This is a genomic window from Rhodococcus wratislaviensis (assembly GCF_900455735.1).
GTDB lineage: Bacteria > Actinomycetota > Actinomycetes > Mycobacteriales > Mycobacteriaceae > Rhodococcus_F > Rhodococcus_F wratislaviensis.
On the sequence record NZ_UAUI01000001.1, the window covers coordinates 1,318,851 to 1,341,965 of the forward strand.

The following is a 23,115-nucleotide window of genomic DNA, read 5'->3' on the forward strand; positions in this document are numbered from 1 at the left end:
GTTGCGTGTCCTCGATCCCTCACCCCCGTCGAAGTGGAGATGAACGATGAATCAGGAACTGTCTGTGGCCGACTACGTGATCGTGGGGTCGGGTTCGGCAGGTGCCGTGCTGGCCGACCGGCTCAGCGCCGACTCCGGCAGCGCGGTCGTGGTCCTCGAGGCCGGTGGTGAGGACAAGGACAAGTTCGCGCACATCCCCGCCGCGTTCTCGAAACTGTTTCGCAGTGAGATGGATTGGGACTACCTGACCGAGCCGCAACCCGGGCTCGGCGGGCGGACGATCTACTGGCCGCGTGGCAAGATGCTCGGCGGCTCGTCCTCGATGAACGCGATGATGTGGGTGCGTGGATTCGCCGCCGACTACGACGAGTGGGCCGAACTCACCGACGACTCCTGGTCGTTCAAGGAAGTGGTCAAGTACTTCCGCCGCATCGAGGACGTGCAGGACGCGGCGGACGCCGACAGCGGAACCGGCGGACCGATCGTCGTCTCGCACCAGCGGAGCCCCCGCGCGCTCACCGGGTCGTTCCTCGCGGCGGCCGAGGAGACCGGCTACCCCGTCGAGCGGGCGAACACCACTCGCCCCGAGGGCTTCTCACAGACCATGGTCACCCAGAAGCGGGGCGCGCGGTGGAGTACGGCCGACGCCTACCTCCGGCCGGCGCTGAAACGGAAGAATCTGACCGTCCTCACCGGCGCCCACGCCACCCGGGTTCTGTTCGAGGGTTCCGCGGCCGTCGGCGTCGAGTACGAGAAGGACGGGGTGCGACGCACCATCCGCGCCGCGAAGGAAGTGATCCTCGCCGGCGGGGCGATCAACTCCCCGCAACTCCTCATGCTGTCGGGGATCGGCGACGAGACACAACTGCGTGAGCACGGAATCGCAGTGCAGCAGCACCTGCCGGAGGTCGGGAAGAATCTGCTCGATCACCTGGTGTCGTTCCTCGGCTACAGCGTCGACTCGGATTCGCTGTTCGCCGCGGAGAAGGTCCCCGAGCTGCTCAACTACCTGACCCGTCGCCGGGGCATGCTCACGTCGAATGTCGCCGAGGCGTACGGTTTCACGCGCAGTCGTGACGATCTGGCACTGCCCGACCTCGAGATGATCTTCGGGCCGGCGCCGTTCTTCGACGAGGGCCTCATCCCGGCGACCGGTCACGCCGCGGTCATCGGCACCATCCTCCTGAAACCCGAGAGTCGAGGCGAGATCTCACTGCAGTCGGCGGACCCCCTCGGCAAGCCGATCATCGATCCCCGCTACCTCAGCGACAGCGGCGGAGTCGACCGGCGGGCGATGCTCGAAGGACTGCGCCTGTGTGACGCCCTCGCATCGGCGCCGGCGCTGAAGTCGCGGCTCGGCAACATGATCCGCCCGGCGGTCACGCCGAGCACGCCACTCGACGAGATCCTCGACCGGGCGCTGCAGGAGAACGCCCACACGCTCTACCACCCGGTCGGGACGTGCCGGATGGGCAACGACGACGCGAGTGTCGTCACGCCCGACCTGCGGGTCCGTGGGGTCGACAAACTGCGCGTCGCCGACGCGTCGATCATGCCCGCCATCATCCGCGGGCACACCCACGCACCCTCCGTCCTCATCGGTGAGCGGGCGTCGGATCTGATCCGCAACTCGTAGGGCGCTTCGCGCCCCGTGCGTGGTTTGCGAGTGCAGAGACTCGTTAACCACGCACGGGCGGCGGAGCCGCCTAGTACCGGCGCGCCGCGTAGAACGGCATCGAATCGAGGGGCGCCTGCTTCACGGGCTGCCCGGAGGTGGGCGCGTGGACGACCGTGCCGTTCCCGGCGTAGAGCCCGACGTGCTGCGCCCCGTTGAACAGGACGAGGTCACCCGGCTGCAGGCTGCCCTTGTCGACGGGTGTTCCCCCGTTCACCTGGTCGTAGGTGGTGCGGGGCACCGAGATGCCCGCCTGCTTGTACGCCCACTGGACCAGACCCGAGCAATCGAAGGCGTTCGGCCCGGTGGCACCCCAGACGTACGGCGATCCGATCTTCGATTCGGCGGCCGCGAGAGCCTGCGTGCCGTGCGTGGACGGCAACGCCGGCGGGGCAGGCAGGGGTCCCGGGAGGGGCCCTGGGTTCGGAGCCGGAGCCGGAGGCACTGGTGGTATGCCTGGTACCTCGAACGTCCCAATCCCTGGGATCGTGATCGGCTCCGCTGCAGCGGGAGCAACGGGAAGCAGAAACGCTCCCACTCCCACACCGGCGGCGATCAGAAGACCGCCGGTCGAAAACTGCAGACGATTGCCCCGACGCAATCTATGCTTGGCCATTGAGCTGAGTCCTTCGATTCATGAGAATCCGGCGACATCGGTGCCGCTCGGACGAGACGTTAGATAACATGCCGGTCACGGACTCAGCGGACAACGGCCGAATGGCCCATACACATACCTGTTTTCGCAATCCAGGTATATAACAATCCGATCTCGAACCGACCGGTCCGTCACGAAACGTCAAAAACAGGTATGCCTTCAGGCAATTCGGCCCGTTACCGGAGGCATGCGCGTCGTCCACGCTGTTGTGCGTGTCACTGATCCAGAACTCAGAACCCGAGATCTTCGGGGAACCCGCAGGTGCGGACGCCGCGCCCCTCACTGTCGTGGGGCGTGGCTCGCCCGTCGTCTTCCTGCACGGCTGGGGGCTCACCCCGCGGGTGTACGGCCACAGCCTGTCGATGCTCGCCCAGCAGGGGCATCGCGTCGTCACTCCGACGCTGCCCGGATTCGGCGGAACTCCTGACCATCCGCCCGAGGCCCGGACCTTCGCCGGTTACGCGGCCTGGCTGGGACGGTTCCTCGACGACGCGGGAATCAGCGAGCCGGTGACACTGGTCGGCCACTCCTTCGGCGGGGGCGTCGCCATTCAGACCGCCCACGACCTCCCGGAGCGGGTCGCGCGCCTGGTGCTCGTCAACTCGGTCGGCGGTGGCGCCTGGTCGTCCGACGGCTGGGGAATCCGGCCCATCGGCGAGCGGCCACTGTGGGACTGGGGCGCGTCGGCACTGGGTGAGGCGCTGTCGATCCGGACCATCGCCCACACGACGGCGTCGCTCGTCAACGGTTTCCTGCCCAACACGCTGCGGGATCCGGGTGCGGTGTGGCGCACGGCACACCTGGCCAGACGGGCGGACCTGCGCCGCGAACTGGGCGTCCTCGCCGACCGGGGCCTACCGGTGTCCCTCGTCTGGGGTCGCGGGGACCGGACGATTCCACTCGCCAGTTTCGAGTCGATGAGGAAGGCACTCCGCAATCCGCCCGTCCTCACCGTGACGGGCGGTCACGGCTGGCTGATCCACGACCCGACGTCCTTCGCCGACGCCGTCCGCCGGTCACTCCGCAGCCCGTGAGTGGTTGACGAGTCCAGAGACTCACAAACCACGCACGGGCGGCGGAGCCGCCTACGCGTACGGGTTGTACTCGTTCGTGAAGAGGTCCTCCGCCGCCGCTCCTCCGGGTTTCAGCACCCCCAACCGCACGCCCTGGTCGATCCAGATCTGGAACTCCCCAGGGGCGATCACTCCCCCGGGCGCGGGCACGCCGGCACTCTTCCACTGCCGGACGAACTCCGTGGACTCGTTCCGTCCACGACCCTCGATGATCTTCACGAACCGGTCGACCACCTCCTCCTTCGGGACCGTCTGCGTCCATCGCACGGCACGCGCGACACCTTGCACGAAGTCGCGGGTGGCGTCCTCGTTCTCGGCGATGAAGTCGTTCCGGAACACCACCGACCCGATCCCCAACGGTCCGGTGAGATCGACATCCGTGAACAGCGGCGTCAACCCGCCCCGGCCGAGCGCGGCATCCTTCACGATCCCGCCGAGATTCCCCACGTCGATCTGTCCCGACCGCAGTGCCTGTTCCGTGTTGTTCGGGGGCACGACGGTCAGCTCGACCTGGTTGATCTCGTCGTTGGTCAGTCCGGCACGGAACAGCCATTCCTTGATGACGTACTCGTGGTAGGCGCCGAGGGTGTTGATCCCCACCTTCTCGCCGATCAGATCACGGGCCGTCCGGATGGGACTGCCCTCGACGACGTAGTAGCCGTTGAAGCTGTCGTCCTCGGTGTCGCCGTCCGAACCGTACACCGACACGACCCCGGTCAGCGGCGCGCCGGCGTCGACGAGTTTCGCGATGGCGCCGTTGAACGCGGACCCGAAATCGGTGTCCCCGGTGGCCGCCGACTGAATGCTCTGCGGTCCACTCGTGGTGTCGCCCAGCCACTCCAGCTGCACCTTCTCGAAGTAGCCGAGATCCTCCGCGAGTTCGGGGAAGGTGACACTGGCCGGGCTCCCCTCGTACCGCAGCACCGTCTTGCCGTCCGCCGTGGTGACCCCGCCCGACGCCGACCCACCACACGCGGCCACCACCAGCGCCACTGCTGCTCCCAACACCGCTGCAACGATCGATCTGTTGCGGCGCAACCCGATCGGCGAGTCCGCGATCATGTCGTCTCCCGGGGCTCAGTCGGCGCCGTGGAACGCGCTGCCGACCACCGACCGCGACGGCTGACCGTCGACGCCGACCGGAACATCACCTTCGACGGTGGTGCGGTACAGAACCCGCACGACGTCCAGGTGGTCGAGATCCGCCGGCGCGAGGTGCGCGGTGATGCGGTTGTCCCACACCCCGATGCTGTTGTTCTGCCAGCGAACACGCACGGTGTAGGCCGGGTTCGTGACCTCCTCGAACAGCAGGTCGAGAATCCGGTCGCTCTGCGCCGGGGAGACACCGAGGATGCGGCTCGTGAAACCCGGGGTGACGAAGAGCCCGCGCTCACCGGTTTCGGGATGCACCCGGACCACCGGATGCTCCGTCACGATCGGCTTGGTGGTGACGTTCTGCTCGGCATCACTGCCCGACTCCCACCGCTTCTGCCGCCCGCCGAAGCGGTGCTCGGCGCGCAGTCCGTCCACGAACGTCTTCAACGATTCCGGCAGGTTGGCATACGCCGCAGCGAGATTGGTCCAGGTGGTGTCACCCCCGACGTCCGGCACCAGTTCCGACCGCAGAAACGTGATCGCCGGCGGGTTCACCAGCGCCGAGACGTCGGTGTGCCAGAAGTTCGCGTAGCTGTACTTGCGGGCGCCGCCGCGGGACGCGTACTTGCGGCTGTCCACCTCCAGGATTTCCGGGTAGCCCTCGGGGGCGTTGTAGTCGTACGGGTGGGCGGGCGTCACCTTCCCGAAGTGACGGGAGAACCGGATCTGCGCCGCGTGGTCGAGAGGCTGGTCGCGGAAGAACAGCACCTTGTGGTCGAGCAACGCCTGCCGCAGTCGTGCAGCGGTGGCCTCGTCCAGGTCACCCGCGAGATCCACACCGCTGACCTCGGCGCCGATGTAGCCGGCGATGGGGGCGATGCGGAGCTCGGTGGCGACACCGGGACGGTCGTCGATAACTGTCATTTCTGTTGTCTCCTTGGTTCTGTGCGCGGCCGACGAGTCCAGAGACTCGCCAACCGCGCACGGGCGCGCAGCGCCTACTTCTCGCCGCGGAAGGCCGCACCGGCGATGGACGTGGACTCCTTGCCGTCGGGGCCGACGGGAACGTCGCCCTCGAGGGTGGTGCGGTAGAGGACGCGGGTGACGTCGAGGTGGTCGAGGTCGGTAGGCGCGAGGTGGGCGGTGGCACGGTTGTCCCAGAACGCGAGGCTGCCCGGCGCCCAGCGGAACCGCACCGTGTACGCGGGATTCGTCACCTCGGCGAACAGCAGGTCCAGCAGGCGGTCGCTCTGCGACGGCGAGACCCCGACGATGCGGCTGGTGAAACCGGGCGTGACGAACAGTGCCCGCTCCCCCGTCACCGGGTGCACGCGGACCACCGGGTGTTCGGTGACGAGCGGGTTCTCCCGCGTCTTCTGGGCGTAGCTGCTGTCCTCGGCCCACTGCGGGTGCCGTCCACCGAACCGGTGCTCGGCACGGAGCCCGTCGACGAGGCCCTTCAACGAGTCCGGCAGACCCTCGTATGCGGCGACGAGGTTCGTCCACTGGGTGTCGCCGCCCTGTTCCGGGACGATGTGCGCGCGCAGGATCGTGCCTGCAGGCGGGTTGATCAGCGCGGTGACATCGGTGTGCCACTTGTTGTCGTAGCTGTACTTCTTGCGCCCGAAGCGCTTCTCGTACTTGCGGCTGTCGACGGCGAGGATCTGCGGGAAACCTTCGGGGGCTTCGTCGTCGTACGGATGCGACGGCGTCACGTCACCGAACTTCCGCGAGAACGCGATCTGTTCGGCGTGCCCGATCTCCTGGTCGCGGAAGAACACGACCTTGTAGCGGTGCAGGGCGTCGCGTACCTGCGCTACCTCGTTGTCGGCCAGTTCTTTCCGGAGGTCGATTCCGGAGATCTCGGCGCCGATGTGCCCGGCGACGGGACGGACCTCGAGCGCGGTGTCGGCGGTCTGATCCGAGTTCGCGGGCGCGGCGGTGGTGAGTGTCATGAGTACTCCTGTTTTCGGGCTGAATCGATACGTCGCGATCATCATCGAATCCCGAACCACGGTGCTACAACGGTATTTTCACAATGCGAAAAAGGTTCACCCTGAGTTTTTCCCTACCGGAACGCGGGAAACGCAGATCCGGCGCCCGCACCGATCCGCGCCGCGACGCCGCGCATCGGCGGCACGATCTCCCGCACCAGATCGTCGGTGAGTCGCCGGCGCAGCGCCTGCACCCCCAACGCGCCACGGGGCCGACCCTGGGCGTCGAGAACGGGAACCGCGACGGCGAGCACGTCCCGGTTCTCCGAGGAGAAGGCCGCGGCGTACCCCAGCCGCCGGACCCGTTCGAGATCCGAGGACGCCGCCACCGAACTGCTTCGCCGTGCCGACGGCGTTCCGAACGCCAGAATCGCCATCCCCATCGCGCTGCTCTGCAGCGGTTGGCGTGCCCCGGGCAGCTGATGCGTGCAGAACCGTTCGGGTGGGCGCGCCGAGAAGACGGTGACCGCGACATCGTCCTTCGCGACCCCGAGGCTGGCCGTCAGCTTCACATGCGCGGCGAGCGAATACAGGTGCGGGGCGAACGATTCGGCGTCGAGACGCCCCAGCGACGGTACGGCGAGGGAGATCAGGCTGGGCCCCACCCGGTAGCAGTCGGTCCGCTCGTCGCGCTCGAGCAGTCCGCCGCGGACGAGGGCCTGCACGATGCGATACGCGGTGCTGACGGCCAACCCGGTGCGGGCGGCGAGAGCACTGACGGTCAGGTCGGTGGCCCCCTCGAAGCAGGCGAGTACCGCGATCGCCCGTTCCACCGCCTGCGAGCCCGAACGCGGTGACGTCACGAGCCCCTCCCTACCGTCTGAACGAACTCAGGCCGACCGCGCGGTGCCGTACTCGGGAAGCGGCACCGCGAAGCGCTCACGCAGGGTCTTCTCCGCGTATTCGTGGCGGAAGAGCCCCCGCTTGCGGAGCAGGGGCACCACTTCGTCGACGAAGGTGTCGAGTCCGGACGGGAACGCGTCGGGCATCAGGTTGAATCCGTCGGCAGCCTCGGCGCGGAACCACGCCTCGATGGTGTCGGCCACCTGTCCCGGTGTGCCGATCACGGCGCGGTGCCCGCCACCGCCGTCCAACTCGCGGAGAAGCTGGGCCACGGTCAGATTCCGCTCACGCGCCAGCCCGACCACTGATTCGCGGAACCCGAGGGAACCCGCGAACGTCGCCGGGTCGGGTGGCCCGGCCAGCAGCGACGCCGGGATCGGCTTGTGGAGGTCGAGTTCCGCGAGCGGGACGCCCAGGGTCAGGCTCAGCCGGTCCCAGCCGAACTGCGCGGGGACGTGGGCACGGAGTTGTTCGTGTCGAGCGACAGCCTCCGCTTCGGTCGAGCCGATCACCGTGATCAGCCCGGGCAGGATCTTCACGTCGTCGGGATTGCGGCCGGCCGCACGCGCCACGTCCTTGACGTGCTTGTAGTGCCTGCGCCCGGCGTCGAGCGTCAGCTCCGCGGAGAAGACGCCGTGCGCGGTACGTCCGGCGAGGTCACGCCCGGCCGGTGACCCGCCCGCCTGGATGAGGGGCGGCTGCCCCTGCACCGACGGCGGCACCCGCAGCACTCCGTCGACGTCGAAGAACTCGCTGTGGTGCGACACCGGGACACCGCTCCGGGCGCTCTCCCACAGCGCGGTCACCACGCCGACGAACGCCTCGGCACGGCGATAGCGGTAGTCGCGGTCCGGGATCTGGTCGAATCCGAAATTGGCTGCCGCCGTCGGCGAATACGTGGTGACCACGTTCCACGCCACCCGGCCGCCGCTGAGGTAGTCGAGGGAGAGGAAGCGTTCGGCGAGATCACGCGGGTCGTTGAACGTCGTGGAGGCGGTCCCGATCAGGCCCAGGTTCTCGGTGGCCGTCGCCACGGCCGCCAGGATCACCGACGGTTCCAGCGCCCGGGTCGGCTTCACCCGGGGGTTCTCCCAGAACCCGGGACCGTCGGCGAGGAAGAACGCGTCGAGGGTGCCACGCTCGGCGGTCTGGGCGACCCTGGTGAAGTGGTCGAGATCGACGAAGGAGTGCGCGTGCACGTCGTCGAGCGTCCACGCTCCGGGGGCGATCCCCACGTCGAGCACGTTCACATTGAGCACCAGTTGGCGTCGGGAGCTACTCACGGCAGTGCCTTCCGAATCAGAAGTAACCGGTGTCGGGCAGCGGTGTCTCGTTGACCACGAGGTCGCCGATCACCCGCGCCTTGTACACCGTCGGGTTGTGGGAGAACAGGGTTCGCAGGTTGCGCCAGTGCCGGTCCAGGTGCGCCGACTCCCGGGTGGCCGAGGCGCCGCCGACCTCGAACAACCGGGTGGCTGCCCGGAGCGCGATGTCCTCGATGGACACCTTCACCTTGGCAGCCAGTACCGCGGCGTCCTGCTCGAGCCTCGTGTCGACGCCGGACGTGCGCGCGACGTCCGCGGCCACATCCTGTGCTGCCGCGGCGGCCCGGACAACGGACTCCGCCGCGAAGGCTGCCGCGGAGAGCGTGCCGACGATCTCGAGCAACTGTGGGTCGTGCCGTGGTTCCTCGGCGACAGCGAACACGAAGCTGCGCCGCCGGCCGCGGATCAGCTCGGCGGACTCGGTCGTGACGGTACGTAGGATGCCCGCGGCGATCGCGTGCAGGTACAACTGGGGAAGGGCCTGCCGCGGCCGGGTCTCCTCGTCGCCGCCTCGGAACGGCAGCGTCTCGGACTTGTCGACGGCGACGTTCTCGAACACCGTCGTCCCGCTGCCGGTGTGGCGCTGGCCGATCCCGTCCCAGTCGTCCTTGTGGACGATCCCCGCCCGGTCGGCGGGAACGATGGCGCTGAGCGCCTTGCCGTCCGGGAGGTTGGCGGAGACCCGGATGAAATCGGAGTACAGCGAACCCGTGCTGTAGAACTTGACCCCGTCGAGGCGATACCCGCCGGGATGCGGTGTCAGTGTGGATTCGAAGCTGTAGGAGCCGACGGCGCGGGTGCTCAGCTCCGAGGATGCGCCACCGAACAGTTTGCCCGACAGGATCTCCGGCAACCATGCGTCCTTGCGTTCGGTGCGCGGGACCCGCAGCACTTCCTCGACGAAGGCGTAGTGGACCCGGATGACGTGTGGCACATCGGGATCGGCCTCGGCGAGGTCGATCACCAGATCGAAGAGATCCTGCAACGTATAGCCACCGCCGCCGTGTTCCCGTGGCACACGCACGGCCCCGAGCCGGTGTTCGCGGATCAACTCGACGGCCCGCCGCGGTCCTTCGGTCCCGCCACGGGCCCGCCGCCGCGCGGCGTCCTCGGCAATCTCGGCGATCACGGCCGCCAATTCGGCGGAACCGCGTGCCGGCGGACGCACCGCCTCCGGTGCGGGGGCCTCGGATACCGCTGTCATGGTGAATCTCCTGTCTTCGGTGGAATGCTCAGCTGACCGGGAACGCGCTGCGGCCGCCGGACAGTACGGTCTCCGCCGCCTGCAAGCCCAGACGGTCACGCAGGGTGCGCCGCGGGTCCCGGAGGATCGGCTCCCGCCGTACCGCGTCGAGCAGGGCGGGCACGGTGGTCGTGGTGGCTCCCCGGAAGACCACCCCGTCGGCTTCCGTCGCCAGAGAGGAAACGCCGCCGGGCGTCCATTGCCGGTCGACCAGCAACACCTGGTCACGGGCGGCATCGGGGTCGAAGTGCGCCCGATAGCGTCGCGCCGCATCCTCGTCCGCGAGGATCACGGCGTCGGCCGTGCGCCGCGCCGCCACCAATTCGGCCGCGGTCGCGGGGCGCCAGAAGACGGGCGGCTTGCGTTGCGGTGGTTCGGGGACGTTGAGCGGGCCCGACACGGAGAACGTACCCGCATGATCGATGTAGACGATCCGGTCGGATTCCGCGAAGATGCCGCGCTCGGCATCGTCGACGATGCTGTCGGCCGGCCAGCTCTCCCACAACTTCCGGACGACCGACACGGCATCGACCGCGGCGTCCACCGGGCCCGACCCGATGAGCCATCCGACCCTGCCGTGGGATCCGTGGTCGAGCGACCCGAGCCGTCGTGCGAGATTGAAGGGATGATCGCGGACGGGAGCACCGGCGACCACCAGTCCGACCGACGTCGTGTGACGAGCCAGGACGGTGGCGGCCACGGTCGCATCGATCGTCGCGTGACTCGATTCCCCCGCGTCCAGGCGGTCACCGCCGAGAACGACGAAGTCGATTCCCGACTCGTCGATGCTGCGCCCGAACTCCTCTCGTCGCGCCGGCCACCTCGGGTCGAGAAGTTCGGTGACGACGGCGGCGTCGACGTGCAGTCCGACGACGGAATGACGGCTCATGACGGTTCCCCTTTCCGCGATAGTCGTAACCTTCCCAGAGCATCGCTCACGGGACGAGCGTTGCGCTCACTCTGATTCTGGACGCATGTTGTCCCACAACAGCACTCACTTGTGTTCCGTCCACGTGTCGTAGAACCAGGGCACGGAGTTGGCCGCATTGCGGAAGTCGTGGATGTGCGGGGCGACGGCGAAGATCTGGGTATCCAGCAGCAGGGGGATCGTGTAGGCGTTGTCGATCACGTGATCCTGGATCTGTTCGATCAACGCGATCCGCTTGCTCCGGTCCGTCTCGGTGACCTGCGAACGGAGCAGGCCGTCGAGATACGGGTCGTTGCCTTCGAGCTGGAACAGATCACCCTGGTCGCTGTCGTAGTTCTGGGTCAACCGGAAGGTGTCGGCCGTGGGCCACCCGTTCCGGCGCAGGCTCAGTTTCGGATCCGCGGTCGCCTTCGGATAGTTCGCGAAGTCGGTCTGCCTCAGCTGCAGCGAGATTCCGACCGCACGGAGCTGACGCTGCACGAGTTCGTACAACGGTTGCGACGTGTGGTCGTAGACGTCGATGTACAGGCTGAGTTCGAGTTGCCTGCCGTCCTTCTCCCGGATCCCGTCCGCGTTCCGCGTGGTCCACCCCGACGCGTCGAGCCGGCGATTCGCCTCGTCCGGGTCGAATCGCACCTCGTCGGAACGGTCCTTCCACCCCAGCGCGCCCTCGGTGATGATGCTGTTCGCGGGCTTCCAGTTGTCCGAGTACAGCGTGGACACGATCTGGTCCCGGTCGATCCCGTACATCACGGCCTTGCGAACGTTGACGTCGTCGACGAAATCGGCGGTCTGACGCACGTCCAGGACGTTGGCCAGACCCGGCGTGCGCAGGCCCAGAACGGTGAACCCCTCCTTCTGCAGCAGCGCCTCGTCCGGCGGTTGCGTGTAGCGGAGGGCGTCGCCCTCCCCGGAGCGCAACGCGCCCACGCGGATGCTGTCCTCCTCGATGGGCACCACCGTGACCGAATCGAGGTACGCCTCACCCTGGTGATTCGCGGTGGCGGGCGCCCAGTCGTATCCGCGGCGTTTGACGAGTCGGATCTCCTTGTTCGGAATCTCCGACTCCGCGACGAAGGGGCCGCTGCCGATCAGATTGGTCACCACCGATTGATCTTCCTTGCTCGCGTCGATCGTTGCGTCCGCGACGAGGCCTGCCGTGTTCATCGACAACGCTGCCAGGAACGGGGCGTTCGGTTCCGCGAGGTGCACGGTGACGGTGCGGGCGGCCGCATCGGTGTCGACCGCCGTCACCTTCGGGAACCAGGCGTTGCGGGGAATCCCCTTCGGCTTGTCGCCCTCGGCCAGCCATTCGATGTTGCGTTTCACGCTGGCCGCGTCGAGCGGAGTGCCGTCGCTGTAGGTGACGCCGTCCCGGATGACGAACTGGTAGGTGGTTCCGGGTTCGTCGACGGTCCAGCTCCGCGCGATCCACGGCACGAACTCGAAGGTCTCCGGATCCTGGTACACCAGCCTGTCGAGAAGCTGATCCTTGACCAGGCTGTTCTGCCAGTACGACACCTGGATCTGCATCGACGCCGTCACCTCGGCGTCGAGATACACCAGGTCTCCCCCCTGCTTGACCTGCGATCCCGTTTCGGTGGCGCCGTGCGCCTGACTGCAGGACGCCACCACCACCGCCGTCGCCGCGATGCACGCCGCGAGGCGGAAGCGTCCGAACCTGCGTGCCATGAGCCGTGAACCTCCGGGTTGTGTGAAGTGGCATCGAATTCTCTGGGCGGCAGCAGTCACACCGTGAGCGGAATCCTGCCGGGGACCGCGTCGATCAGTCGCGCCGTGTACGGGTCGGCCGGGTTGCCGAAAACCTCGGTGATCGAACCGGACTCGACGAGGCGGCCGTGTTCGAGCACGGTCACCGTGTCGGAGATCTGGCGGACCAGGCTGAGGTCGTGCGAGATGAACAGGTACGTCAAACCGAGTTGCGTCTGCAGGTCCACCAGAAGGTCGACGATCTGCGCCTGTACCGTGACGTCCAGCGCGGACGTCGGCTCGTCGAGCACCAGGATCTGCGGTGCCAGGACGAGTGCGCGCGCCAGCACCACCCGTTGACGTTGACCTCCCGAGATCTCCAGCGGCCTCCGCCCGAGCACGTCGGACGGCAGCGCGACCCGATCGAGGACGTCACGCACCGCGGAGTGCCGGCTCGCCCGATCACCCGATCCGACGATGCGCAGGGGCTCCTCGATCACGTCGGCAATGGTGTAGCGGGGGTCCATCGCGGCCAGAGGATTCTGTTGCACCGTCTGCAGCAGTCGGGCGTTCTGGCGGTACGACCGCGGGTCGGTCTTCAGGGGCCGCCCGTCGACGAACACCTCACCGGAGTCGAACGTGCTGAGTCCTGCGATGATTCGCGCGGTCGTGGTCTTCCCGGAGCCCGACTCACCGACCAGCGCGTGCGTGCTGCCGCGGGCGACGGAGAACGACACCGAGTCGAGTGCGGCCACCGTGGACGCCTGCCCCTTGCCCCGTCTGCCTGTCGCGAACGTCTTCGTCAGATTCCGCACTTCGAGCAACGGTGTCGCGGACAGGTCCGCAACGGCGCGCCGGTGGGCGTACTTGCCGGGTGAGAGCGCGGGCGCATCACTCATCAGTGTGACGGTGTAGGGGTCCGTCGGGTGGTCGAGGACCTCACTCGCGGGTCCGGCCTCACGGACGCGGCCCTCGTTGAGGACCAGAACCGAATCACTGTGCTCACGCACCAGCGCCAGGTCGTGGGTGATGAACAGGATGCCGAGGCCCAGTTCGTCCTGCAGGTCGGCCAGGAGATCGAGAATGCGTTTCTGCACGGTGACGTCGAGCGCCGACGTCGGTTCGTCCGCGACCAGGACCGCGGGCTCGACGGCGATCGCGATCGCGATGAGGACGCGTTGCAGCTGGCCGCCGGACAGTTGGTGGGGGTAGGACCGCGCGCGTTCGGCGGGATTGCGGATACCCACGCGGTCGAGCAGGCGGGTCACCTTCGACCGCACGTCCCGGCGGGTGGCCCGCCCGTGCACGAGGAGCGTCTCCGCCACCTGGTCGCCGACGCGTTGCAGTGGGTCGAGCGAACCGAGCGGATCCTGCGGCACGTATCCGATGGTGCCGCCGCGCAGGTCGCGCCACTGCTTCTGTTCGTACCGGGTCACGTCCCGTCCGAGGATGTGCACGCTCCCGGACGAGATCCGGCCGTGTGACGGGAGGAGTCCGATGGCCGCCCGCGCGATGGTGGTCTTCCCCGAACCCGACTGGCCGACGACGGCGAGCGTCTGCCCGCGCTCGAGTTGGAAGCTCACGTCGTCCACCACCTGTACGGCGGGGAGGTGCGACGCTTCGGACGCGTATTCGATGTGCAGCGACCTCGCAACGATCAAGGGACCGTTGCCGCGCCGCCCGGCAGAACTCGTGGCCGCTGCTTCCGCGACCGCTGTCATCAACCCACCTGCTTCCGGACGATGTGACTCAATTTGCCGACACTGAGCACGGTCAGAATGATGACCACGCTCGGGAACGCCACCAACCACGGCGCGGTGGCGATGTAATTGCGGCCTTCCGCGATGAGAAGGCCCCATTCCGGATTCGGCGGCTGCGCGCCGTATCCGAGGAAACTCAGTGCCGCGATGGAGAGGATCGCGGAGCCGAACTGCAGCGCCGCCAGGGACAGCACCGAGGAGTAGGCGTTGGGGAGAATGTGGCGTCCCAGCAGCCAGATCTTGTTGGCGCCGAGATGCTCACTTGCCTCGACGAATGGCTGGTGTTTGATCGTGAGGACCTCCGAGCGCATCAATCGGCAGAAGATCGCGACGGAGGAGACGCCGACGGCGATGGCGGCGTTGACCGTTCCGAAGCCCAGCGCGACGATGATGGTGATGGCCAGCAGCAGAGCCGGAATGGACAGCAGGACGTCGACGACACGGCTGACGGCTGTGTCGTAGGCACGGCCGAAGTACGCCGAGGTCAGGCCGAGTACACTCCCGACGACCAGTCCGAGAATCACCGCGATGACGGAACCGCTGATCGTGGTGGCCGACCCGTGGATGACGCGGCTGAGCACGTCGCGGCCGATGTAGTCGGTTCCGAACGGATGTCCGAGACTCGGCGCCTCCAGCGGATGCTCCGGGGACTCCGCCAGCGGATCGAAGGGTGCCAGCACGCCCGGCAGGAGAATGCATGCCAGCACCAGGAGCAGGAACGCCACGGACAGGACGTCGCCGACGGTCAGTCCGTGCCGACGTACCCACGCCGGCCGCGGCGCAGGAACGACCGGTGCGCTCGGGACCGTCGCCTGAACACTCATGCTGTGACCACTTTCTTGTCCGGTGTGAGGGAGATCCGGGGGTCGATCAGCGGGTACGCGAGATCAGCGAGCAGGTTCGCGACCACGAAGATGACCGACACCAGGATCACCACCGCCTGAATGACAGGGGTGTCCTGATTGCGGACCGCTTGCTCGGTGAGGTAACCGATTCCGGTGCGGGAGAACACTGTTTCGGTGATGACCGACCCCGCGAGGAGTTCCCCGACCGTGATGGCGACGATCGTGATCGTCGGGATCGAGCCGTTCCCGAGGACGTGCCGGAAGATGATCCGGTTCTCCGTCAGCCCCTTCGACCGCAGTACGTCGACATACGGTTGACCGGACGCATTCTGCAGTCCCTGGATGAGCACCTGCGCGATGGGCGCGGACACGGGGATGGCCAGCGCGATCGCCGGCAGAATCACCGAGCGCACGCCCTCGTCCCTGATGGCGGAGACCAGGCCGAGCTCGAACGCGAAGAACTGGAGCAGCAGCAGCCCGACGATGAACGACGGTGTCGACAGAAACGCCGCCGGTATGGCGCGGGCGGCCTCACGGATGCGCGCCCCCTTGGCGAACACCGCGGTCAGTGCGATGCCGAACGCGAACACGATGGCGAGCAGCAACGCCGTGGACGCCAGCTTCAGAGTCGAGGGAAGGGCCGAGAACAGCAGGTGTTCCACAGATTTGCCGGAGGTCAGCGAGAAACCGAGGTCACCGTGCACGACCAGGCGCTGCACGGACAGCGCGAACTGCTCGAACGCCGATTTGTCGAGGTTGTAATAGGCGATGAGCACTTCGGCGTCCTCCGCCGAGATCGGGTTCTCGGGACTGTTGATCTGCGATTCGATCGGATTGCCCGGAAGAACGTTGAGTACGAAGAACACGAGCGTGTAGGCCAGCGCGATCACGACGAACGCCTGCCCCACCCGTCGCGCCAGGTACCAGTAATTCGGTCTCATTGCGCGCACCTTCGGAAAATGCTGCCGGATGTGGAGGTTCTGCGAAGTTTTCCTGCCCGGCAACCGTAGGCCGTCGACCCTCCGTTATCCGAGTCTTCCGCTCGTCCTGATTTCAACGAACTTCCTAACCGGCTGCCGGCCAATGCCATTCGAACCCCTGCGGCCTGCCAGGAACACGCAGGTTCGCGTTCCGCTCACGCTGCGGAGAAGGCTGTACGACACACCGACCGGGCCGTAACGTCGCCCGTGTGATCACCGTCTGGGTCATCGCGGGTGCGTTCCTCCTGTTCCGTGGGGTTCCGGGCGTCCTCGCGCTGTGGAGGTCCCGGTCGTGGACCGGATCCGAGTGCTCGATCGTCGGCATACGGCCGTCGATCACCTACTCGTATCGGGTCGGAAGCGACGAGTTCGTCGGTCAGCGCAGGACATTCGATCCCGGTCCGGCACTCGGCGCCTCGCTGTCCGACGCGGGTAGGGGCGAATTCGTTGTCGGACAGTCCCTCTGGCTGTGGTACGACCCGCGGAATCCGCAGTCCAGTGTCCTCCGGCGCAGTGCGTTCGTATCGATGTTGCTGGTCGTCCTGGGGCTGACATCCCTCGCCCTCGCGACATCCACCCTCTTCTCAGGAGATGCCCCTTGACATCACGACAGCAGACCCTCGAACCGACAACGGGAGACCTCCGATGAGTGTGATCCAGCGCAGCAGGACCTTCTACGGGCTCGCACTCGGTGAGCATCTGCTCGTCGACGCCATTCGCCGCGGCCGGGTCGACGAACTCGCCGCATTCATCACCCGCACCGGCGCGGACTTCGTCCTGCTCGGCGTCGAGCGGGTGTCGCGGACCGCTCCCCGGCCCACCGCAGCCCTGTCCCCCAGCGTGTCCGCCGCAGCCCTGATCGCTGCCACCGACGACGTCGGTGTGTTCGTCACTGCGGTCCCCCACCTCGACCATCCGTACAACCTGGCTCGCCGGCTCGCATCGCTCGATCACACCAGCCGTGGCCGGGTCGGCTGGCTCACCGGTGGGGAAGACCGATCGGCGCCGGGCAACCTGGCCTCGGCGGGGGTCTGGATCGATGCCGGGCCGAGTCCCGCAGCCACGACCGATGCGATCCACGCCTCCCGGACACTGTGGGAGAGCTGGCCAGCCGACACGATCCGTGGACGCCCGGACGACGTGCGTTTCGCGGACTCCGACCGGATCGTCTACGCCGACCACCGCGGGGTCTTCGACATCGCCGGCCCCCTCAACGTCCCCACCCCGCCGCAGCAGAAGATTCCCGTCGCGTGGTGGGCGCAGGACGGCGACGACATCGTCTCCGCCGCCGAGGTTTCCGACATCGTCGTGCTGGACGGCAGTCAGGTCGACCGTCACGGGCCGGCGGTGCGTGAGCGCGCATTGCTGTTCGTCGTCGACGATCCCGACGCCACCGGGGTGGATGGTCACATCGCCACCGTCACCGACCTCGACGCCGGCTTCGCCGCGTGGACGAGGCCGAGCCGGCCCCGCGGGTACCGGCAGCGATCGCTCCGGGCGACGCTGCGGCTGCCCGATCCGGCACCGGCACCGGCGCACCGCCGTCCGGTCTATCCGGGCGCGCAGAACTAGCAGTCCTTCTGATCAAGTCGATTCTTAGGCATGACTTTCCGTTTACTCACGCCTAACGTTTCGGGAATCCACCGGCCCTTCCGCGGGCCGGCATTCCGCCCCGACGGCCGACCCGAGGCGCCGTCATCCGACACAGGTGGTACAGCATGATCGAAGTCCGTTCCGTCACGAAGCGATTCGGGAAGAGGTCCCGTTCCGTAGAAGTGCTCCACGACATCGACTTCTCCGTCGGCACCGGCCAGATCGCGGCGGTGATCGGCCAGAGCGGTGCGGGCAAGACCACGCTGTCGCGCATCATCAGCCTGCTGGAGCGCCCGTCCGAGGGTCGCATACTGCTCGACGGCACCGACGTCTCGGGGCTGTCCGAACGCCGGCTCCGGGATCAGCGTCGCGCGATCGGCACGATCTTCCAGGCGTCGAGCCTCCTCGCCCGTCGCACGGCGACCGAGAATGTGTCGCTGCCGCTCGAATTCGCCGGTGTGGGCCGCTCCGAGCGGCGGGCACGGGTGGAGGAACTGCTCGAGCGGGTGGGCCTGTCCGACAAGGCCGACCTCTACCCCCGGCAACTGTCCGGCGGGCAGCGGCAGCGCGTGGGGATTGCCCGCTCGCTGGCACTCGCTCCGAAGGTCCTGGTGTCGGACGAGGCAACGTCGGGGCTCGATCCCAATACCACGCGCTCCATCCTCGCGTTGCTGCGCGAACTGCGCGACGACCTCGGGCTGACGATCGTGCTGATCACCCACGAAATGGATGTCGTCCGGCAGGTCGCGGACGTGGTCACCGTCCTCGACGCGGGGCGGGTGGTGGAATCGGGCCCGGTGATCGAACTCCTCCGGGATCCGCACTCCGAACTCGGCGTCGGCCTCCTCCCCGACCGTTCGCACATCACTGCGGAGGACCGGGACGTGCTCTGGCACGTCACCTACGGCTCCGACACCGTTCCCACCAACTGGATCGAGCTTCTCGGCAAGGCCACCGGCCGGTCGATCGGTGTGCTGTCCGGGACCGTGGAGTCGGTCGGCGGACGCCCGGCGGGGCGGGTCACCATCTCGGTGGCCGGTGAGCATCCATCCGTCGGCGAGCTGCTGTCGTCGTGGGGTCTGCACGGAACCCGGGTCGACGACGACGCATCCGCCCGGGCCACCGAGGAGGCCGCGGCATGAGCGCCCCGGGCAGTGTCGTCCTGGCCATCTCGACTCCGGTCGAGGAACTTCCCGAGCTGTTCCTCCCCGCCCTGCAGCAGACCGTGCAGATGGTCGGGATCACGGTGATCCTGGCCATCCTGCTGGGCACCCCGCTGGCGGTCGTCCTGCACAACACCGCTCCCCGCGGGCTGTTCCCCAACCCGGCGGTCAACGCGGTGGCGGGCTGGGTGGTCAACCTCGGTCGATCACTCCCCTTCCTGGTGCTGATGGCCGCCATCATTCCGTTCACCCGATTCGTCGTCGGCACCTCGCTCGGGGTGCAGGCCGCGGCGGTTCCGATGACCCTGGCCGCGACACCGTACGTCGCGCGGTTGATCGAGAATTCGCTGCGGGACGTTCCCCCCGAAGTGGTCGAAGTGGGCCGGGCCTCGGCCGGGTCGAACTTTCAGATCATCCGCAAAGTGCAACTCCACGAAGCGGTCCCGACGATCATCGGCGCCCTGACCATCGCGCTGATCGGCATCCTCGACATGTCGGCGATCGCGGGAGCGGTGGGCGCAGGCGGCATCGGCAACCTCGCCATCGCCTACGGCTACAACCGTTTCGACAACACCGTGATGATCACGACGGTCATCGCGCTCGTGGTACTCGTCCAGGTCATCCAGCTCGTCGGTGATCTGGCCGCCCGCCTCACCAACCGGCGCTGAGCCTTCCTTCACATTCACCCAGATCAGAGGACAACACCCATGACGACTCGACCCCGCTCGGTGACGCGCGCCCGTGCTGTGGCGGCAGGCGGACTGACGGCCACGCTGCTTCTCCTCCTCACCGCATGCGGCGCGGGCGGGGGCAACGACCGAACCGAGGGCGACGGCCCGCAGACCACGTTCAAGATCGGTTACACCGCCGGATCGATCCTGGACGAGAAGCTCGCCAAGGAAGTCGCGAAACTCGCCCCCGACCACGGCATCACCGTCGAACCGGTTCAGATCGAGGATTCGAAGCTCAAGAACCTGGCGGTTTCCCAGGGCGACATCGATGCCAACCACAGCCAGCATCAGGAATGGATGCGCGTGCAGAACGAGGACGGCAACCTCGGACTGTATGCGGCCGGAGACTGGTACGTCCTCAAGTTCTCGGGCTATTCCGAGAAGTACGGCAAGCTCGAGGACCTCCCGAAGGGCGCGAAGGTCGCCATCCCCGACGACCCGTCGAATCAGGCGCAGGCGCTGCAGACCCTGCAGGACCTCGGCCAGCTGACCCTGTTGGACGGTGTCGACCCGTCGCGGGTGACCATCCGCGACGTGAAGGACAACCCGAAGTCGTTCGAGTTCACCGAGGCCGCGCTGGCGCAGTTGCCGCGCACGCTCCCCGACGTCGACCTGGCGCTGGGCTGGCGGTCCAACTTCGACCTCGCCGACGTCCCCGACGACAAGATCGTCTTCAACGCCCCCGCCTACGAGTTGTACTGGATCGAGGTCGTCATCAACGAGAAGAACAAGGACAACCCCGACTTCGCGCCGCTGCTCGACACCTACCACGACCCGCGGATCGGCCAGCTCATCGACAGCGACCCGTTCTTCTCCCGGGTGGCGCAGAGCATCGAATCGGCGCGGGCCACCGACCGCAGCCAGACGAACGTCGACGGCGCGGCCGCGAAGCCTGCCGGCTGATGCCCGCGCAACGAGAGGTCATCCTCAACGTCAACGTGCTGGACGTGGGATTTCACCCGTCCGCGTGGCGGGCGCCCGACCTGCACCCGACGTCGTTCGTCGACCCGGACTACTACTCCGAGGTCGCGAAGATCGCCGAGCGCGGCACCCTCGACGCGCTGTTCCTCGCGGACGGACCTGCGCTCCGCGAGGATCCCGCCGTCAAGCCGACGCGGGCCCTCGAACCCACCACCGTGCTCGGTGTGGTCGCGAGCGCGACGGAGCATCTCGGGCTGATCGGCACGGCGTCGACGACGTTCAACGACCCGTTCGACCTGGCGGACCGGTTCCTCTCCCTCGACGTCGTGTCCGGCGGACGGGTGGCATGGAATGTGGTGACCACGTTCCACGCCGGGACCGCCCACAACTTCGGGCTCTCCCGGATTCCCGACCGCGAGTCGCGGTATCGCCGGGCGACGGAGTTCGTGGACGTCGTCACGGCGCTGTGGGAATCGGCGACCACCAGGGTCCCGATTCAGCACGACGGGGAGTACTTCCACGTTCACGGCGCACTCCCCGTGCCGCCGTCGCCGCAGGGCCATCCGCTGCTCGTGCAGGCCGGCGGTTCCCCGCAGGGACGCGCACTGGCCGGACGCAGCGCCGACGCGGTGTTCTCGGCGGAGCTCACGCTCGACGCCGGGCGGCAGCACTACCGGGAAGTGAAGGACGTCGCCCGCGCAGCCGGTCGCGATCCCCGGGCGGTGAAGATCCTTCCCGGTCTCGTCACGGTGGTGGGCAGCACGGAGGCCGAGGCGATCGCCCGGTACGAAGACTGGGAATCCAAAGCTGCCGACGGTTTCTCGGCCGAACGGCTCGGCGGGATGCTCGGCGTCGACATGAGCTCGCTCGACCCGGACCGGCCGATCCCGGAGGAGTTGCTCCTCGCTCCCGTCGATCCGTCGTTCTCCGGTTCACTGGGGTTCCGGGAAGCCGTCGTGCGACTGGCACTCGAAAGCCGGTATTCGGTGTCCGAACTGCTCCGCAAGGCCGGCGGCTTCGGCCACCGGCTCGTCGTCGGCTCACCCGAACAGATCGCCGACACCATCGAGGAATGGTTCCTAGCGGATGCGGCGGACGGCTTCAACCTGATGCCGGACGGATTCCCCTCCGGGCTCACCGATTTCGTCGATCACGTCGTGCCGTTGCTGCGCGAGAAGGGGATCTTCCGGTACGAGTACGCCGAATCCACCCTCCGCGAACGCTTCGAGGGCGCCCCGCTCCCCGTGAGTGGTTGACGAGTGCAGGTACTCGTCAACCACTCACGGGCGGCGGAGCCGCCTCCAGTTCGCCGTCGACCCGAGCAGCGTCGCGAGATCTGCCCAATCCCCGTCCCCCAGCGTCGCCGGGTGGCCCACGTGCGGCGCGACGTCCGGGTGGTACCGCGCAACCCGGCCCGACCACCTGGCGAAATGCGCGTGCGCACCGCGCAGGGATTCCCGGATGGCGTCGTCCAGAGGATGAACACCCGTCCCCGACGGCGTCGTCAGTTCAGTCGCCACCGGGTTTACGACGCGACGGTACGCAACCAGCGGAACCGGCTGCGGTGGAACACGATCGGCTCGATCTCGGACTGCACCCTGAGCTCGTTGATCCGCAGGACCACGATCGCGTGATCCCCCGCGGGCACCTGCTGGGTGACGGTGGTGTCCAACCACACCGACGCCCCGTCGATGAACAATGCGCCGCCGTCGGTGGTTTCGGTGTCCAGGCCCGCGAACCGGTCGCCGGTCTTCGCGGCCAGCACACGGGCGGCGGCGTCGTGCGCCTCCCCGAGCACGCTGATCCCGACGTGGGCGAGGTCCTCGAGTTTCGGCCACGTCGTGGATGTGTTCTGCACGCAGAACGCGACCAGCGGCGGCTCCAGCGACACGGGCACGAACGTGCTCGCCGCCATCCCGACGCGCTCACCGTCGATTTCGGCGCAGACGGCGACGACGCCGCTCGGGAAATGTCCGAACGCCTCCCGGAGCGAAGTCGTGTCCAGTGTGCCGCCTGCCTGCGTCATGAGAGTTCCGTCCGGGTCCGGGCCGCCGCGGTGAGGATCGGACCCCACCGCTCGGCGTAGTCGGCGATGCGTGTGTCGGTCGTGTACGTGGTGTCGATGAGGTACAGGCCGGGGGCGGGGGACGTCGCGCCGAGTTCGACGAGCACCGGCTTGAGCAGCAGGTCCGGCGCCATGGCGTGTGCGGGCCCGGCCCCGAGCATCAGCGGCACCACCACGACGTCCTTCAGGCCGTCTCCGGTCGCGAACTGGTCGAGGAACAGCTTCAGCACGCCCGTGTACGACGCCTTGAACGTCGGGCTGGCGAACACGACGAGGTCCGACGACGCCACCGTCTCCACGGCCGCCGCGACCTTCTCGTCACCCCACCCGAGCAGTCCCGCACCGAGCTCGATCACATCGACCGTCGAATCCGCGGCGGCACCCGTCACCGCGGCGGCCACCAGACCGGCCGCGTCCAGCGTCCGTGAACCGGGCTTGGGATTGCCCGCAACTACCGTTACCTTCATTGCTTCATCACCTCTCGCATGCCTACCCCGGCCACCCTAGAGCACTCGG

At 67.7% G+C, this 23,115-nt stretch carries 23 protein-coding genes; 8 read left to right on the plus strand and 15 right to left on the minus strand.

What is annotated here, in order from left to right; genetic code table 11:
- The first annotated feature begins 46 nt into the window (after positions 1-46).
- Positions 47-1,636: a GMC family oxidoreductase gene (locus DTA22_RS06100; protein WP_112298778.1), complete on the plus strand. Its 1,590-nt coding sequence runs from the start codon at positions 47-49 to the stop codon at positions 1,634-1,636.
- A 70-nt stretch (positions 1,637-1,706) separates the two neighbouring features.
- On the opposite strand, the gene DTA22_RS06105 is transcribed toward DTA22_RS06100, so the two are convergent.
- Entirely contained in the window at positions 1,707-2,291 is a 585-nt protein-coding gene (locus tag DTA22_RS06105) for a C40 family peptidase (RefSeq protein ID WP_112298779.1), read from the minus strand.
- Positions 2,292-2,536: 245 nt separating this feature from the next.
- Here DTA22_RS06105 and DTA22_RS06110 point away from each other — a divergent pair, with 245 nt between their 5' ends.
- Positions 2,537-3,364, plus strand: a complete 828-nt coding sequence (locus DTA22_RS06110) for an alpha/beta fold hydrolase (RefSeq protein ID WP_174233743.1) — start codon at positions 2,537-2,539, stop codon at positions 3,362-3,364.
- A 51-nt stretch (positions 3,365-3,415) separates the two neighbouring features.
- Here DTA22_RS06110 and DTA22_RS06115 read toward each other — a convergent pair whose 3' ends face one another.
- The 11 genes from DTA22_RS06115 to DTA22_RS06165 all read right to left on the minus strand — a co-directional run bounded on the left by DTA22_RS06115 (position 3,416) and on the right by DTA22_RS06165 (position 16,087).
- Positions 3,416-4,465, minus strand: coding sequence for an ABC transporter substrate-binding protein (locus tag DTA22_RS06115; RefSeq protein ID WP_112298781.1), 1,050 nt, complete (start codon positions 4,463-4,465; stop codon positions 3,416-3,418).
- Positions 4,466-4,480: 15 nt separating this feature from the next.
- The gene (locus DTA22_RS06120) at positions 4,481-5,422 is read right to left on the minus strand and encodes a TauD/TfdA dioxygenase family protein (RefSeq protein WP_112298782.1); all 942 of its coding nucleotides are present in this window, start codon (positions 5,420-5,422) and stop codon (positions 4,481-4,483) included.
- Between the two features lie 74 nt (positions 5,423-5,496).
- A complete protein-coding gene (locus DTA22_RS06125; protein WP_112298783.1) occupies positions 5,497-6,453 on the minus strand; it encodes a TauD/TfdA dioxygenase family protein in 957 nt (318 codons plus the stop codon).
- A gap of 113 nt (positions 6,454-6,566) precedes the next feature.
- Positions 6,567-7,295 (minus strand): IclR family transcriptional regulator, encoded by a 729-nt coding sequence (locus DTA22_RS06130; protein WP_037226859.1) that lies wholly within the window; start codon positions 7,293-7,295, stop codon positions 6,567-6,569.
- Between the two features lie 27 nt (positions 7,296-7,322).
- Complete coding sequence (locus DTA22_RS06135; RefSeq protein ID WP_112298784.1) at positions 7,323-8,618, minus strand: LLM class flavin-dependent oxidoreductase; 1,296 nt, start codon at positions 8,616-8,618, stop codon at positions 7,323-7,325.
- A gap of 16 nt (positions 8,619-8,634) precedes the next feature.
- Positions 8,635-9,864, minus strand: a complete 1,230-nt coding sequence (locus tag DTA22_RS06140; protein ID WP_112298785.1) for an acyl-CoA dehydrogenase family protein — start codon at positions 9,862-9,864, stop codon at positions 8,635-8,637.
- Between the two features lie 28 nt (positions 9,865-9,892).
- On the minus strand, positions 9,893-10,792 hold the full coding sequence (locus DTA22_RS06145) for an LLM class flavin-dependent oxidoreductase (RefSeq protein ID WP_112298786.1): 900 nt from the start codon (positions 10,790-10,792) through the stop codon (positions 9,893-9,895).
- Positions 10,793-10,897: 105 nt separating this feature from the next.
- Positions 10,898-12,523 carry an ABC transporter substrate-binding protein gene (locus DTA22_RS06150; RefSeq protein WP_245973455.1) on the minus strand — a complete coding sequence of 542 codons (1,626 nt, stop codon included), beginning with the start codon at positions 12,521-12,523 and terminating at the stop codon, positions 10,898-10,900.
- A gap of 56 nt (positions 12,524-12,579) precedes the next feature.
- Positions 12,580-14,262, minus strand: coding sequence for a dipeptide ABC transporter ATP-binding protein (locus DTA22_RS06155; protein ID WP_245973454.1), 1,683 nt, complete (start codon positions 14,260-14,262; stop codon positions 12,580-12,582).
- Positions 14,262-15,125 (minus strand): ABC transporter permease, encoded by an 864-nt coding sequence (locus DTA22_RS06160; RefSeq protein ID WP_174233744.1) that lies wholly within the window; start codon positions 15,123-15,125, stop codon positions 14,262-14,264. Before DTA22_RS06160 ends, DTA22_RS06155 begins: the two co-directional genes overlap by 1 nt.
- A complete protein-coding gene (locus DTA22_RS06165; RefSeq protein WP_174233745.1) occupies positions 15,122-16,087 on the minus strand; it encodes an ABC transporter permease in 966 nt (321 codons plus the stop codon). The genes DTA22_RS06160 and DTA22_RS06165 overlap by 4 nt, the downstream gene beginning before the upstream one ends.
- Before the next feature lie 248 nt (positions 16,088-16,335).
- Here DTA22_RS06165 and DTA22_RS06175 point away from each other — a divergent pair, with 248 nt between their 5' ends.
- The 6 genes from DTA22_RS06175 to DTA22_RS06200 all read left to right on the plus strand — a co-directional run bounded on the left by DTA22_RS06175 (position 16,336) and on the right by DTA22_RS06200 (position 21,790).
- The gene (locus DTA22_RS06175) at positions 16,336-16,728 is read left to right on the plus strand and encodes a DUF3592 domain-containing protein (protein ID WP_112298789.1); all 393 of its coding nucleotides are present in this window, start codon (positions 16,336-16,338) and stop codon (positions 16,726-16,728) included.
- 43 nt (positions 16,729-16,771) lie between these two features.
- Positions 16,772-17,698: an LLM class flavin-dependent oxidoreductase gene (locus DTA22_RS06180; RefSeq protein ID WP_112298790.1), complete on the plus strand. Its 927-nt coding sequence runs from the start codon at positions 16,772-16,774 to the stop codon at positions 17,696-17,698.
- Positions 17,699-17,844: 146 nt separating this feature from the next.
- Positions 17,845-18,861, plus strand: coding sequence for a methionine ABC transporter ATP-binding protein (locus tag DTA22_RS06185; protein ID WP_112298791.1), 1,017 nt, complete (start codon positions 17,845-17,847; stop codon positions 18,859-18,861).
- On the plus strand, positions 18,858-19,550 hold the full coding sequence (locus DTA22_RS06190) for a methionine ABC transporter permease (RefSeq protein ID WP_037226844.1): 693 nt from the start codon (positions 18,858-18,860) through the stop codon (positions 19,548-19,550). Before DTA22_RS06185 ends, DTA22_RS06190 begins: the two co-directional genes overlap by 4 nt.
- A 39-nt stretch (positions 19,551-19,589) precedes the next feature.
- Complete coding sequence (locus tag DTA22_RS06195; RefSeq protein ID WP_112298792.1) at positions 19,590-20,516, plus strand: MetQ/NlpA family ABC transporter substrate-binding protein; 927 nt, start codon at positions 19,590-19,592, stop codon at positions 20,514-20,516.
- Positions 20,516-21,790 (plus strand): NtaA/DmoA family FMN-dependent monooxygenase, encoded by a 1,275-nt coding sequence (locus tag DTA22_RS06200; protein WP_112298793.1) that lies wholly within the window; start codon positions 20,516-20,518, stop codon positions 21,788-21,790. Before DTA22_RS06195 ends, DTA22_RS06200 begins: the two co-directional genes overlap by 1 nt.
- Before the next feature lie 24 nt (positions 21,791-21,814).
- On the opposite strand, the gene DTA22_RS06205 is transcribed toward DTA22_RS06200, so the two are convergent.
- From DTA22_RS06205 to DTA22_RS06215, 3 genes are read right to left on the minus strand one after another with little or no spacing between them, the layout of a single operon-like run.
- The gene (locus tag DTA22_RS06205) at positions 21,815-22,054 is read right to left on the minus strand and encodes a hypothetical protein (RefSeq protein ID WP_245973453.1); all 240 of its coding nucleotides are present in this window, start codon (positions 22,052-22,054) and stop codon (positions 21,815-21,817) included.
- 5 nt (positions 22,055-22,059) lie between these two features.
- Positions 22,060-22,560 (minus strand): flavin reductase family protein, encoded by a 501-nt coding sequence (locus DTA22_RS06210; protein ID WP_112298794.1) that lies wholly within the window; start codon positions 22,558-22,560, stop codon positions 22,060-22,062.
- Positions 22,557-23,066, minus strand: a complete 510-nt coding sequence (locus DTA22_RS06215) for an NADPH-dependent FMN reductase (protein WP_037226838.1) — start codon at positions 23,064-23,066, stop codon at positions 22,557-22,559. The genes DTA22_RS06210 and DTA22_RS06215 overlap by 4 nt, the downstream gene beginning before the upstream one ends.
- Positions 23,067-23,115: the final 49 nt, after the last annotated feature.